This is a genomic window from Acetobacter pomorum (genome assembly GCF_002738225.1).
Classification (GTDB): Bacteria; Pseudomonadota; Alphaproteobacteria; order Acetobacterales; family Acetobacteraceae; genus Acetobacter; species Acetobacter pomorum.
The window spans coordinates 39243-52372 of the sequence record NZ_PEBQ01000164.1; the positions used below are offsets into that span (position 1 = coordinate 39243).

Here is a 13130-nt window from a genome sequence, read left to right on the forward strand (position 1 = left end):
AGTGTTTTCAGTTATGGCGGTGAACTGACCCACACTGGCACAGGCAACACAACTGCGTATGGCGATATGGGCCAGATGTATATCTATGGCGGCACAGACAACAATATTGGCGTCTCTCTGGCCGGTGTGGGAGCATTGTATGATGCTACTGGGAATATAGGTGTAAGCCTTGAAGACTCAGCGAGCAATTTGACGCTAGATGGCCCATCATATGATTATATCACGGCTGGCGATGGATCCGTGACTTTTAATAACGGCGCATCTGGCAATATCACGGCAGCTCAAACACATTCTACTGGTCTGTATGTTAACGCCAATGGCGGTCAGGTAGATTATCAAGCAACATCAGATACCAATGCCACGATTACAATCGGAGGTGGCCAGGCCAATCTTACATACGATCAGGGTTACACGGCCAGTGTGTTAGACATGTCCTCCGAGGCCGTTGAAACGATAAAAGGCTTCGATCCTGCGAATGGAGAAATCGTCCTCACGAATCTTGGCTCAGAAGGTATCGGGGGACTATCCATTTCATATGAAAACGGTGATGCGCTGATCTCCTCTGCCGGTCAGGCCGCAAGGCTTGAAATAACCGGCATTGGATCTTCCAGAGTCGAAGCTTTTTCAAGTTTGGGCGGGCAGGATTTTAGCACAACCTACGGTTCAACTTCCGCAATCTTGGCATTAGCTAAATGAGGGAGAGAAGCCACTGCTGTCTGTATACTCATCTTCAACCGAAGGATCTGGAGCATCTGGCTGGGGGGCCTGAATATCAGTTCTGAAGTTCCCGTCAGCCTTTGCTGCCTCAGCACACCCTTCTGAGGTAGCAGCTCTATAGGCAGGTTTAGCCCCAGACGGATCATACATAACCCAGTTTCCTGTCCCACCAATAAGCGGTGGGATCTCCCCATTATGATCCCTGAACCGCTTCTTAGTCTCAAAGTCATAGATGTGGGCAAAATCATAGCCATTAAGCGTTACAAGGTCACGAAACGGTTGCCACTTAACAGAATCTTCGTGTCTTTGCTTTGCCCATTCGTAACAATAGTCAGCCCTGGCGTACCCCAAAGTAACCGTTTCATCTTGTGTGGGAATTGGCACTTCAGAGCCCATCAACGCGAAGTATTTCTGAGCTTCAGATTGGATAATCTCCCTCAGTTCCGCCGGGCAATTTGGCTCAAACCGAGGCTCTAACAATGCAAATGATATCCAACCCATTCGCTCGTACTGACCATTTTTCATCTTCGTTCGGTCAAAATAATCAAAGCAAGGGGTTGACCCCCTCTTCATAAAAAAACGATCAGTAAGATCATATTGCATAGGAACTGACATTGTGGAGCCTATCATGCTGAATGATGTAAAGACATTCCCATCATTCTAGATGATTGGCCTTGCAAAGGACTAACTAATTTGCCGCGGCGGAAATTGACAAGGCTTTGTTAATTTTTAACCTTGCCATATGCAATAGGTTATGCGAAATAGTCCCTGCTCAAACCATATGAGATATAGCAATAAACGAAGAGTGGAATAAACATTGCGGACCAGGGGGCAGTACCCTGCATCTCCACCAAAATCTGCAAGCCTCACTAAGGCTTGGCGTAACGACGTCAACCTCGCATCGCAGAATGGGGATGAAATAGGATCGACGTGATGTGGTAAAGACTTTTCTTTTGCCCGGCATTGTACCGCCGTTATCGGGCTAAACCTATAAGTGCCAACGACAACAAAGTTGCACTCGCTGCCGTCGCTTGACGGCAAGCGCGGTTCGGGGGGCACCGGGCAACAGAAGCCCCCCACTACCATTGAAATTTCACCCCTTCATTCAGCCTTTCAGGCCAGTTCAGGGTTCCGTATCGCAAAAATCATGTGGGGTGCCGGAGAAGATATTTACGGGTTACGGACGGTCTGGCCGTCAATGAAAAATCCCCTCTCCTTCACACAAAAACACGGCTGGACAATATCAAAGATCAAGATGTCACTTCAGGAACTAGCTGTGTCTTGGATAATGATCGTTCCCTTTTATATTCCTTCACAAAATTGAGATATAGCCCCGCCCCATAATCAATACGATACTTGCGCAGTATCGGTTCAACTTCATTACATATATCTGGAACTGTAGACAGGTTTTTGATTATTGCCTTTGATATTTCAAGGACATTATCTACTTTCACGACTTCACCCAAATGACCATTTTGACTAAAAATATCAGATATGGCAGGTGTGCAGTTCGTTGTTACAATAAACCGGCCAGCGGCCAGAGCCTCCAATAAGACTGCTCCATATCCTTCACGGCGAGAAGAAAGGACAAAGATTGAGCTTTCTTCGAGAAGATCCCACACTTCGTCACGATAGCCCAGAAGCGTGATATTTTGCATCAGATCCAGCTCTCTTATCATATTCTCTAGATAAGATCTGAGCTCACCTTCACCGCATATGTTCAGATGTGCGTTTGGCAATCGGTCAACTACCAAACGAAAAGCCTTGATTAGCGTGTCAAAGCCTTTTTGTTCAGTAAGCCTTCCAACTGCTAATGCTTTATAATTGGTCGGAGGTGAAACTGGGCGGGTTACCTGCGCAGACAATGCAGGCAATGGGATAACCTTTGTATCTCTGCGATTAAGGATGAGATCACATTCGCGAGCTGTACTTCCGTCAAGCGCCACAATAATATCGCTTTTCTTAATCAGAAGCTTCATTCTCATATTAAATGCGGCTTGAGAAAAATAACTCCGACCAGGCTTATAGATAAGAGAACTGATCTGGGTAACGAGTATCGGGCGGAATAGCTTGGCCATTCTCGACATTTCATAAGTGACCGGCCAATGATAATTTCCGGGTATGTAGCAGAAATCAACATTGCACTTGCTAAAGAAAGAGCGTGCCGCGATCCCCACTTCTCTTGGGGATCCTCGGCGTCTGGCAATGGCGGGAACTGCGCAGACTATCTGGACGTTTGGGCTCAGTAGTTCACGCATTTCACCAGTACGCGAACCGCAAAAAACTATGACCTTATGACCCTGACTATGCCAATAATTCGCCAGCCTAATTGCGATCCTCTCGGATCCGCCCAGCTTAAAATCATGAATAACAATGCCTATCTTAAACATCTGAAATTTCGTCCATCCAATTTGATATTTAACTCAATGATTTTCCAGCATTTGCTGCCATTTGTTCAGAATGGCAGGCTGGGCAAATTTCAGAGCGCTTTCCTTTGCATTGTGTGAAAAAGTTTCTCTCAGGTTGTCGCTGCCCATCAAGTTGAGCAATCGTTCTGCGAACCCATCCATATCGCAAAAATTAACCAGATATCCGGTTCTATTGTTTTCAACGATTTCACTGGGGCCTGTTTCGCAATCATAAGCCACAATGGGGATGCCCACACTGGCAGCTTCAAGCAACACCATGGGCAACCCTTCATATCGTGAAGTGAGTGCTATGATGCCGGCTTCTTGATATATGGGCCTCACGTCTTTCTGGGGCGGCAAAAACTCCACATCAGGAATTCTCAATGAATCACACTGCAGGTCATGAGCATCAGGCCCATCTCCCACAATTTTTAGTGTCCAATCTTTAGCCCGGACGTCCTTTTTAAGGGTGTCCCAGATATTGAGTAGATGATCGAACCCCTTTTGAAAGGTTAATCTTCCAATAGCGACTACAGTTTTAGCATTTTTATTGTAACGAATATCACCTAGATCTGGCACTGCATTGGGGATTGTCACAATTCGAGCATGCGTATCAGTTTTCTCTTTCCAGATTTGGCGATCTCGGTTTGTGAGAACAACGATATCATCAGCATATTTTGCAGCGATATTTCTTGCGATGCGTCTTTTCTTTTTTCCAAGATCAACATTAAAGTTGAAATGCTCCCAGACGACACATCTCACGCCGGCTAATTTGGCTGCGGGCACTCCGTAAAGGGCATGCTTACTCTCGACAATCACCAGAACATCCAATTGGAGACTTGAAATAGCCTTATAGAGTTTATGCACAAATGGAATATATGAGGAGATCAAAGACTTTTCCGATTTGAAAAGGCCAACCTTCTCAATGGAGGGGTTGAGCTCAAATGCGGGTTCACCTTTTGGACAGACTTCAATTAGGTAAACACGATCATCCTTAGCCAATCCATTCATGATAATTGAAGCGCTACGCTCGGTACCGCCTAATTTCGCCATATCCTGTATTAAAAAGCCAATTTTTAACACTTTGCACCTAATTCAATGAATCCTAAGGGAATTATCAATTTCTAAACCCAAATTTAGAATGGGGGTATCTCATGCCAATTGATCAGTCAATTCTCAAAAAAAGGCATATAGCCATGACTATTCTACACCCCTCAGATTGAAGCGTACAAGAGGATAGTGACTTATGAACTGCGAAAGCTATCTGGCTTTTACCAGCAAACAACCAGTGAAACTTATACGCTGTTAAAAAGAGGATATTTTGGGAAAAAACCGTTAAAACTGCTCAAAAATGATTATGAAATGGGTTTCCTGCCTAAAAATAATTAAATTTCATATCAGGAGAAGGCATGTATAGCAGTCCATCTGCACGCGATTAAATCTAGATATGATAGTGACCTTTCTCTTTGCGCCCCCCTAAAATCTTGACAGAAAAGCAATTAAACTGCATTTGACAGGCTAATTTTCATGTGATGCCCAGATTGTTTGTAATCACGCTACCTCGCGAGACCAGATGACCTCTACCTCTTCAGTATTTTCGCGCATTATGGGCAATACAGCCTTATTGATAAGTAGCCGTATAATCAACGCAATCTGCAGTTTTATCTATGTTGCCTGGGCAGCCCAGACATTGGGGCTTGCCAACTTTGGTTATCTTCTACTTGTCACCACATTTGTTTCTCTAATATGCGATGTGACCCATCTTCAATCGTGGCAATGCCTGCTCCACTATGGCACCTCATTTTTCGAGAAAAAAGAATTCTCAAAGTTCCATGATATTCTCGGTTTTTGCATTAGATCAGATTTTATCAGTGGTCTGATCGGTTTTCTGGTGAGCATTACCCTGGTTTATTTTCTTGGCAGCAGTGTTTTGCACTGGTCGCCTGATATCCAGATGAAAGCTTTCTTATGTAGCGTGACCATTCTCTGTATGAACACTGGATGGTCAACGGGCATTCTGCGCCTGTGCAACAAATTCAAATATGTAACATGCTATGAATTGATAACAACAACTGTAAGAACAACTGCAACATATATTGGATTTGTCCGGCATTACACACTCGACTATTTTTTGTTTGTTTGGTGCCTTACACAATTAACCATGTTTGTGTCGTGTACTTTTTTTGGTGTTTATTTGACCAAGAAATTTACAGGAAGCCTGCCAGCGCCGAGGCTGATTTTCTCTCTAAAAACGCCTCTAAAGGGGATGTGGAAATATAACGTCAACACAAGCATCAATCAGATACTCGAAGCTGTTTTTCTTCAGGGTGCAACCCTTGCCATCGGATCGTATCTGGGGCCAAAAGACGCGGCTGTGTACCGGGTAGCCAGGCAAATAGGCAATGGATTGGTCAAACCGGCCCAACTCATGATCCCAAGTCTTTATCCTGAATTCATCAAAATGAGAGATAAAGAGGACTGGCCGGGCGTTAAGCACATCATCAACAAAACATTTGGCGTTGTGCTGGGCGTATCAGCCCTCGTGCTGCTCATCGTCTATTTCTTTGGCCAAGACATCATCAGTTATATGCTCCATCAGAAAACGACATATGGGTTCAGCGTGCTGTTTATTCTGTGCTGCAACTCCATAATAAATATCCTAATGGTGCCTCTTGAGCCTTACATCATTATGATCGGTAAAGTGAGCAATCTTCTCAAAATAAGAATATCCGTCATTTTTCTATATTTCTCACTTCTGGGTGTATTTATGAGCACATGGGGGGTAATCGGATCTTCTGTAGAAATACTTCTCTCATCAATAATATTATTTGCTTTTTGTTTTCACGCATTCAATTCCGACTTGAAGAAAAGACTTCCAAAATAACAATATTCCCCTCCCTGTTTTTTATAGGGAGGGGAAATACTTATGTCTTAGCACCCAAATTTAAAGCCAAACAGACACAACTTTCTAATGATTTCATTGATAGGGTAGAAAATACTCTGCATTTTTATCAGCCAAGTGATGCCCTTTGCTACCATCGAACCATGTGGATAGTAAGTGGCTACTGAATTGGCCATGGTATGATAAAGACTTGTGTCGACCACTGCATTTGGTCTCATACCAATTAAGAAAGCTATAGAGGCTAATGAACCAATCAAGAGGGTACGCTGGAGGGGAATGCCAGGCTTCAACCATTTCAGGAGGTAATTTAGGCTTTTGAAGATATGGACAAGAGCACCGAGGACGGAAAAGAACAACGCAAGAGGAGGTGCAACGAGGGCTTCCATCGCCTGACGTCCAATGTATGATCGTATCTCACCATCTTTATAGCTATCCGGGCCATGATCCAATTTGCTTCTAAATTCATAGTCTGTTCGACAATTGATAAGCTCTGGCCATAGTTGCGTGGCAAATTCTGCGCCCGAAAGCTTTGGAGATATGGGAAATGAACAATCAGTGTTTATCAATGCCTGCTTGGCTTTATCCTGTATCGCTGGCGACATAAAAAAATCACTGAAATAAGTGTATTCTCGATCTGGAATACCTCCGAACAGTGAGTACATAAATGACTTATATTGCTCTCTATTCAAGAAAATAGAATGCTTTTTCCGCTCAATGTCGCTATATTTTTTATATGAATCATGCATGCTATTCACAAATGGCATGTAAATGTCTTCAAACATCTTTTGTGAATTCATACCTTGATCAATAAGGCTATTTCTTATGGCTGTTTTAATGCCGCCAGAGATCTTTAGATCTACGTCTTTTATCGACAAGACATAAAAAGGCAGTATCGCCATCATCTGCTTTTCTGATGGTGAGGCATCAGATCCAGTCTTCAGGGGAAGTCCAGCAAGATTGATTGTCCCCTGCTGGACGCCATGGGAAATGAAGTTAATAGCAACGGCTTCTTTACGCTGCTCGCCAGTGGAAATATCAACGAAATGCGTCACAAGTCTTTTTTCTAGGTTGTAAACGCAACTGACACACAGAACAGCGGTTACGACCATAGCTACAAGCCGGCCGAAGACAGACCAATTGTAGCGGGGCATAATGAATACGCCCCAGATAAAGATCGTGACTGCCATACCAGATAGAATACGGCCCCAGTTTTCGATGCTATGGACATTATCTGATGTGCCACCTCCGCCGACAACATCAAGAAGTCGAGCATTAAATGACAACTCAAATATTAGATAAATAATGGTTATTATGGTGATATAAGGCAAATAGCCTCTACCATTTGTATATGACATCTCTTAGCTCAACTTAATTTTCTCAAAAATTAGTCCTGGAGGTTAATCTGCCCCGTTGATTGGGAAGTATTGTTAACCCCCTTCCCTTCAACACGACTTACATCATCGACAAAGCCTTGATTTGAAGGTGCGTTAGACGAGGAACCGAAGCGGGTCGGCCGAACCCGATCGGTCTTACGGTAAGAGGTTTGTTGAGAGCGCTGATGATAACCAGAAGATGCGGCCCTGCGTTCAAGAGTTGCCTTGTGACGATAATAGTCAGCCAGAGAATAAAACTTGCCGGCGCGATAGAATACACCGCCACCAAGTTGCGAATTCCCGCCTTCTGCAGAAACATCCCGAATTTCCAGCCCATCTTCATTAAACGTGAAAGAATACGGCTCGCTTGACACCCCAGTTGGGGCCAGAGGTATCCGATAGATGCTCATACCATCCTGTCTGGTAGAGACAATCTCCCATGTGGGAGCGTAATCACCAGAATATTTGGTGCCTGCAATCACGACGATGCTCTCACCCTGGATGACTTTTTGAGCAACGATCCTTACTTTACTCAGCTTGGTATCGATGGACTTCGTGCCGCCTCGGATCACGATACGATCAGTGCTCCCAAGTGTAGGAACAATATCAAACGTATGCCCATAAAACATGTATGAGGCTTCTGCTGATCCAGTTGGGACAAACTTCCCGTTAACCATAACGCCTGAACAGCCCGACACTGACAATGCTGCGGCAATCATGAAAGATGAGAAAGCAGGACGCCAGGCGATGCTAAGAAATTTGCTGATTATTTCTTTGGAACCCGCAGATTTCTGATGCTTAATTCCATCATTCCCAAAATTACCTTCAAAATGAGGATTGTCAAAAATGTGATGTAACATGTATCCGTTTGCTTTCCTTACTAATTTCTAGAGTCATTCTAAATGCGCACATTGCTTAGCGCAATAGCTTTCACTACATATAGGGAAAGCTTAATCAGCTAAAAAGGTACGCTCAATGATGAATATCTACTTCGGGAAAGAGGGAGGGCCTCACATCGCCGTCTCTCTTACAATCCATCCTGACCTACCAGACTTAACACTCCAAACCGGAGGAGCCAGATCGTTCCTGCTTGCCACTGGCCATCAAACGGCGATGTATCACAGGTTGAACAGTTATTGCGATGATGTGTCTAATGTAAGAACCACAAACTGGAGCAAACATCTCCAAAATCGCGCTTTTCTGATTGAGGATTTGAAGCGTGAATCTCGTATGTCAGGGAATCTAAATCATGTAAAACAGCCTTATAATGGAATAAGCCCGGATATTTTTATAGTGTATTTCCGCTCGCCTTTATGCGTTGGCTTTAGCCAGATTCACCTATTGGAAACTGTCAAATCGATCTGGAAAGCTGGAGGGTATGTATATATCCAAACCTTAGGCATTCTCTTGAGGGAAGGAGACAATCTTGATGTAGTTATCAATGATATGTTGAGAGAGAAAAAGAACTCTGAAATGCGCCGGTATCGGAAAAAGGTTGGCAATCCCGAATAGATCATTCATTCATCAGCGTGTAAGCATTTTTGGGCACCCGGAGGAATGGACATGAAATGGTCAGAACGGCGGAAAGACGGGTTTAACCTTTCTCAGGAATACCAAAAAGATGCTGACGCAGAAAATACAATTCGTGCATACGAAACCGATTGGAAGGCATTTGAAGATTGGTGCGAAAAAAATAGCCTCCAAGCATTGCCCGCATCAGGTGAAACCGTAGGTGCCTATCTGGCTGAAGCAGGTGAGTCATACGCAATGGCTACCCTCAGACGCCGTGTTGCGGCGATAGCAAGAAGGCATAGGCATGAAGGCATGCCTATGGACGTGAGACAGCCTGCAATACGTGAAACGCTTCGAGGTATAGCTCGCAATCACGCGGCACCGCCCAAACAGTCTGCAGCTCTGGCAACAGAAGAAATTAGAAAGCTGATTGAAGTTTGTGACACTTCAGATCTTGCTGGATTAAGAGACAAATCTATTATTCTAATGGGCTTCGCGGGAGCAATGCGCAGATCCGAAATCGTCGCTCTAGATGTATCGAACGTGCGTTACATTGAAGATGGTATGCAGATCATTATTGAGCGATCTAAGACTGATGCTGAAGCAGAAGGCACTGTGTTGACCATCGCTTCGGGATCCTCCCCTGAGACATGCCCAGTACAAGCTTTGAAAGACTGGCTTAAAGAGGCCCGCATCTCTTACGGCCCACTGTATCGCAAAGTGGACAGATGGGGTCGAGTGCATGAGACGCCCCTGGTGCCAGACGCAATTAGGCAAATTCTCAAAAAACGATCTGATATGGCCGGTCTTAAGGGGTCTCTCATGGAGCCGATATCACCTCATGGTCTACGTGCAGGATTTGTAACCACAGCATATCGCGGAGGGGCTCTTGACGAAGAAATCATGGGTCATACTCGGCATAAAAGCCTAAGCACTATGAGAAGATATGTTCGGAGGTCGAAACTTGGAACCAAAAGCGTTTCAAAGAAAATAGGGCTTTGAAAATCCTGTTTTTTAATATCACTTTATTGATTGTGGAGATATCCATATCTTCCATTTAAGATTGATGAGGTTGCGCCACTGAGTGTGTATAGTTGGAACATGAAGGTCACGAATATGAGTGACACTAAAACGATGCGAAGGAAGGCCATAATCAGTTCGCTGACCTTTTTCCTTGTTGCACCTCTGATGGGGGGCTTTGCTCTTGTCATGGGGACACTGCCTATGGCGATGTATGTTGGCCCCGATTTCCGGCAATTCGACCCCGCAACAGAGGCGGTATTGCGCATCTTCGGCATGGCTGTTCTTGGGATCGTTGGCATCATTCTGGCAGCCCAGCGATTTGCTACTCCGATTAGGCAGGAGAACACTGGTGGGATATCCGTTCAATCCTGAACCAGACCGGGTGGTTTCAGGTGGTTTATGCAGATCTTCTAACTCAAACTCAGGTTAGAGATCGGGTGTTCCAACTTCCCTCGACTATCCAACCAATAACCCTGCAGTCCAAAAAATGGCCTACAAAAGGTCAATGGAGAGCGTCTTGAGTAAGAGATTTCATGACAGATTCATCGTTTTAGAAGGAATTGATGGGGCTGGCAAAACCACTCAGTCAAAAATGCTTTCTAAAGCATTGAGCGATAGAGGAATGGATGTGCTTGGCACAAGAGATCCTGGAGGAACCAAGGCGGCCGAAGATATCAGAAAAATCCTTCTTGGCGATAACTCCCCAGAATCTGCCAAAACTCAAGCCCTGCTATTCACTGCCGCGCGGATGGATAATCTAGAAATGAATATCCTTCCCCATCTAAAAAATGATGGCGTGGTAATTATGGACAGGTTTTTGACAAGTACGATTTCCATGCAGGGCTACGGCGCCAAATTCCTTGCAGGCGAAGGATCTGAAGATCCCACCCCTTTCGCTTCCCAGATGGTACATTTGATTGCTGATCTGCCAAGACACACATTTCTCATAGATCTCAACCCTGAAGCTGTAAAACAAAGAGTTGGAAGCCGCGAAGGCCAGGCTTTGGATGTCTTTGATAGAAAGCCTGCGGCCTATCATTCAGTAGTGCGCGAAGCGATGCTTCGTGAAGCCAAAAATTTTACCGAAATCCTGACAATCATTCCTGGGCATGAAGGCCCCGAAGCTATTCATAAAATGATTATGGAAGAGCTTTCAGATGATAAGGTCTTTTGCCTCCCTCAGGCTTCCGCCTAATCTTAGCGCGACTAATTTTTTCTTAAGCCTAATGTCAACTAGCAAGGCCATTTTATGGGTTTTTGGCTTTTTTGGGAGTTGATAATAAAACATAGGCCATTATGCTATGAAATATCCTTATGAGATGGGATGGCAAAACCATTCTAACTCAGTTTATGCAATTCTTTAATTTGCTAACGGGAACGATAATCTGTGAAAAAGCCATCCTTTTTGGGTGGCTTTTTTGCGTTTGAAGGCATGATCCTTGCCTCTCGGAATGCTTTCGCGTCCCATTACCATAGCGTCTTATCGATATTGACATGAATTGGGAATTACTCGCTTGCATGGCACTCTCCTAAACTTCTCTCAATCAGTAAAATTAGGTGGGACGTAGTTGTGATGAATGGAATGAGCGATGATCAGTCAATCTGCATGGTCTCAATTGATGGAGGTTGGAGTGTCCCACAGAGCAGTATGCCTCAATTGGCCAAAGCGATGGAAATGGCATTCAATAATTGCGTAACGAGATCACAAGAAAGAGCAAACCGTGCATTGGAGGCATTTTCTCAGACTGATTTTTTCAAGAAAAACCTTTCTTCCTCCCTCCAGAACTTCCCGACAGAAATCGTGTGCCTGGCATTTATGGAGTTCTGCCTTTCAGATGCCGGATCTCGTGCGATAGGAATAGACAATACCCCTTCTCACCCTTTAGCCACGCCAAACCAATGGAGCATGTCTGATCACGCTTATCTAGCCAGCGCCGTGGCCAGAGAGGCACTTAAACATGGGCTTTGTAAAGGTGGTGAAACGCAATTATCTTTAGAACAGGTGGCAGAAATTCTTGGGAGCTCGACTATTATGCGCAACCTCGAAGGTGGCGAAATAGAGATCAGCCCTTTAGAATGCACTGTACGTCTGCATTATGACAGTGAAACAGGCAAATCCTCGCTCAATGCTTGGGGGCCTTACAAGACCCTGATATTCTGCATGCAGTCGATCAATTGGGATGCACATCCTGATCACGGAGGGCATCTGAAAGAGGCGGTTCAGAAGTTAAGCGGGAATAAGCAGAGCCTTGAACACAATGTGCACTCATCATTCGGTAATCCAGTCGCATTGGAAAACAGAGACGCTGCTGTCGAGAGTTCTAACGTTTATGAGGAAACCCCACCAAATCCTTGATAGTAAAAGAAATTCCGTTAAATAAAATATGTCACACAGGAAGATGCTTTGAATTCAAATCGCATCTTCCCCTGATCCTTTAAAGGTGATTCAAACGTTGGCTCGAAATCCGATTGAGTGCAAGAGATCCACTGCAGTCCCCCCCTCCAGAGCGTTCAAAAAGATAGAGCGAGGCTTGAAGGAGGCCTTGCAAATTGCGCTTGCTGAACAGGCGGATGATACTGCTCAATTCACCCGGCCCACCTCAAGTCGAAGCAAACATCTGCCGCGGGAATAGAAGTGTTCCGGGACATTCCGAGCCAAACCGCCCCCTAAATGTCGAGGGTTTTGCTTATTTGAGACCTGCCTTGCATCTATCTGAAGCAATATACCATCTCATGTAGAACATTTCTAAGACATCGGGAGAACTTCCGATCATGAAATTCAAAACGGTTGAGGATCTTAGGGAAGCTTATCCCAATGCCTTCAATAAAGATGGTTCTGTAGATCTAACAGGGAAATCCGAGATCGAGGAACTGCCGAATGACTGGCACGTACCTGGCACACTATCTCTCAGACAGTGCACGGGTCTCACTCGTTTGCCGGAGAGACTGAATATTGATGGCGCCCTGGACATGAGGCGCTGTGAAAGCGTGTCGCATATCCCAGATGACCCGTTTTTCAGGCCCGCAAGCTCCGGCGTTCAGGCCGGAGATGGGGCCGTTCTGGCGTTTCAGTCAGGTGTTCTTTGCTGTTCGATATACTGCCGGATGATAGAAAGCGGCGCGCCAGCGTTGGATGCATCTGCCGCAACCTGCGGCTAGAGACCCCTTTGAGGCTGTTCACGAGAACCGACAAAG

General features: G+C 45.0%; 12 protein-coding genes, 1 other RNA gene and 1 pseudogene. 8 read left to right on the top strand and 6 right to left on the bottom strand.

What is annotated here, in order from left to right:
• Window positions 1-75: 75 nt before the first annotated feature.
• Entirely contained in the window at window positions 76-696 is a 621-nt protein-coding gene (locus CSR02_RS12990; RefSeq protein WP_143225590.1) for a hypothetical protein, read from the top strand.
• Here CSR02_RS12990 and CSR02_RS12995 read toward each other — a convergent pair.
• Window positions 685-1332 (bottom strand): hypothetical protein, encoded by a 648-nt coding sequence (locus tag CSR02_RS12995; RefSeq protein WP_099541938.1) that lies wholly within the window; start codon window positions 1330-1332, stop codon window positions 685-687. The genes CSR02_RS12990 and CSR02_RS12995 overlap by 12 nt on opposite strands.
• 116 nt (window positions 1333-1448) lie before the next feature.
• Here CSR02_RS12995 and ssrA point away from each other — a divergent pair.
• Window positions 1449-1798: a transfer-messenger RNA gene (ssrA, locus tag CSR02_RS13000) on the top strand.
• Window positions 1799-1967: 169 nt separating this feature from the next.
• Here ssrA and CSR02_RS13005 read toward each other — a convergent pair.
• Window positions 1968-3107 carry a glycosyltransferase gene (locus tag CSR02_RS13005; protein WP_099541939.1) on the bottom strand — a complete coding sequence of 380 codons (1140 nt, stop codon included), beginning with the start codon at window positions 3105-3107 and terminating at the stop codon, window positions 1968-1970.
• Between the two features lie 33 nt (window positions 3108-3140).
• Window positions 3141-4178 (bottom strand): glycosyltransferase family 4 protein, encoded by a 1038-nt coding sequence (locus tag CSR02_RS13010; RefSeq protein WP_099541940.1) that lies wholly within the window; start codon window positions 4176-4178, stop codon window positions 3141-3143.
• A gap of 520 nt (window positions 4179-4698) precedes the next feature.
• Between CSR02_RS13010 and CSR02_RS13015 the strand changes: the two genes are divergently transcribed.
• Window positions 4699-6009 (top strand): lipopolysaccharide biosynthesis protein, encoded by a 1311-nt coding sequence (locus CSR02_RS13015; protein WP_099541941.1) that lies wholly within the window; start codon window positions 4699-4701, stop codon window positions 6007-6009.
• A gap of 47 nt (window positions 6010-6056) precedes the next feature.
• Here the strand turns inward: CSR02_RS13015 and CSR02_RS13020 are convergent, their stop codons facing one another.
• On the bottom strand, window positions 6057-7382 hold the full coding sequence (locus CSR02_RS13020; RefSeq protein ID WP_099541942.1) for a hypothetical protein: 1326 nt from the start codon (window positions 7380-7382) through the stop codon (window positions 6057-6059).
• 29 nt (window positions 7383-7411) lie between these two features.
• On the bottom strand, window positions 7412-8260 hold the full coding sequence (locus tag CSR02_RS13025) for a hypothetical protein (RefSeq protein WP_124296412.1): 849 nt from the start codon (window positions 8258-8260) through the stop codon (window positions 7412-7414).
• Window positions 8261-8375: 115 nt separating this feature from the next.
• Here CSR02_RS13025 and CSR02_RS13030 point away from each other — a divergent pair, with 115 nt between their 5' ends.
• From CSR02_RS13030 to CSR02_RS13050, 5 genes are all read left to right on the top strand, one after another.
• The gene (locus CSR02_RS13030; RefSeq protein WP_099541944.1) at window positions 8376-8912 is read left to right on the top strand and encodes a hypothetical protein; all 537 of its coding nucleotides are present in this window, start codon (window positions 8376-8378) and stop codon (window positions 8910-8912) included.
• Between the two features lie 51 nt (window positions 8913-8963).
• Window positions 8964-9914 carry a site-specific integrase gene (locus CSR02_RS13035; RefSeq protein ID WP_160256076.1) on the top strand — a complete coding sequence of 317 codons (951 nt, stop codon included), beginning with the start codon at window positions 8964-8966 and terminating at the stop codon, window positions 9912-9914.
• A 114-nt stretch (window positions 9915-10028) separates the two neighbouring features.
• On the top strand, window positions 10029-10307 hold the full coding sequence (locus tag CSR02_RS13040) for a hypothetical protein (protein ID WP_099541946.1): 279 nt from the start codon (window positions 10029-10031) through the stop codon (window positions 10305-10307).
• A 145-nt stretch (window positions 10308-10452) separates the two neighbouring features.
• Complete coding sequence (tmk, locus tag CSR02_RS13045; RefSeq protein ID WP_167384148.1) at window positions 10453-11130, top strand: dTMP kinase; 678 nt, start codon at window positions 10453-10455, stop codon at window positions 11128-11130.
• 387 nt (window positions 11131-11517) lie between these two features.
• The gene (locus CSR02_RS13050; protein WP_143225592.1) at window positions 11518-12291 is read left to right on the top strand and encodes a hypothetical protein; all 774 of its coding nucleotides are present in this window, start codon (window positions 11518-11520) and stop codon (window positions 12289-12291) included.
• Window positions 12292-13003: 712 nt separating this feature from the next.
• Here the strand turns inward: CSR02_RS13050 and CSR02_RS13055 are convergent.
• Window positions 13004-13130 (bottom strand): annotated as a pseudogene (locus CSR02_RS13055) (IS200/IS605 family transposase); the annotation flags it as partial.

What these genes read in the sequence shown, in the direction of transcription:
- CSR02_RS12995 (WP_099541938.1), bottom strand. Translation starts at nt 1,332, where the DNA reads ATGTCAGTTCCTATGCAATATGATCTTACTGATCGTTTTTTTATGAAG.
- CSR02_RS13030 (WP_099541944.1), top strand. Translation starts at nt 8,376, where the DNA reads ATGATGAATATCTACTTCGGGAAAGAGGGAGGGCCTCACATCGCCGTC.
- CSR02_RS13025 (WP_124296412.1), bottom strand. Translation starts at nt 8,260, where the DNA reads ATGTTACATCACATTTTTGACAATCCTCATTTTGAAGGTAATTTTGGG.
- CSR02_RS12990 (WP_143225590.1), top strand. Translation starts at nt 76, where the DNA reads ATGTATATCTATGGCGGCACAGACAACAATATTGGCGTCTCTCTGGCC.
- CSR02_RS13040 (WP_099541946.1), top strand. Translation starts at nt 10,029, where the DNA reads ATGAGTGACACTAAAACGATGCGAAGGAAGGCCATAATCAGTTCGCTG.
- CSR02_RS13010 (WP_099541940.1), bottom strand. Translation starts at nt 4,178, where the DNA reads ATGGCGAAATTAGGCGGTACCGAGCGTAGCGCTTCAATTATCATGAAT.
- CSR02_RS13015 (WP_099541941.1), top strand. Translation starts at nt 4,699, where the DNA reads ATGACCTCTACCTCTTCAGTATTTTCGCGCATTATGGGCAATACAGCC.
- CSR02_RS13005 (WP_099541939.1), bottom strand. Translation starts at nt 3,107, where the DNA reads ATGTTTAAGATAGGCATTGTTATTCATGATTTTAAGCTGGGCGGATCC.
- CSR02_RS13035 (WP_160256076.1), top strand. Translation starts at nt 8,964, where the DNA reads ATGAAATGGTCAGAACGGCGGAAAGACGGGTTTAACCTTTCTCAGGAA.
- CSR02_RS13050 (WP_143225592.1), top strand. Translation starts at nt 11,518, where the DNA reads ATGAGCGATGATCAGTCAATCTGCATGGTCTCAATTGATGGAGGTTGG.
- CSR02_RS13020 (WP_099541942.1), bottom strand. Translation starts at nt 7,382, where the DNA reads ATGTCATATACAAATGGTAGAGGCTATTTGCCTTATATCACCATAATA.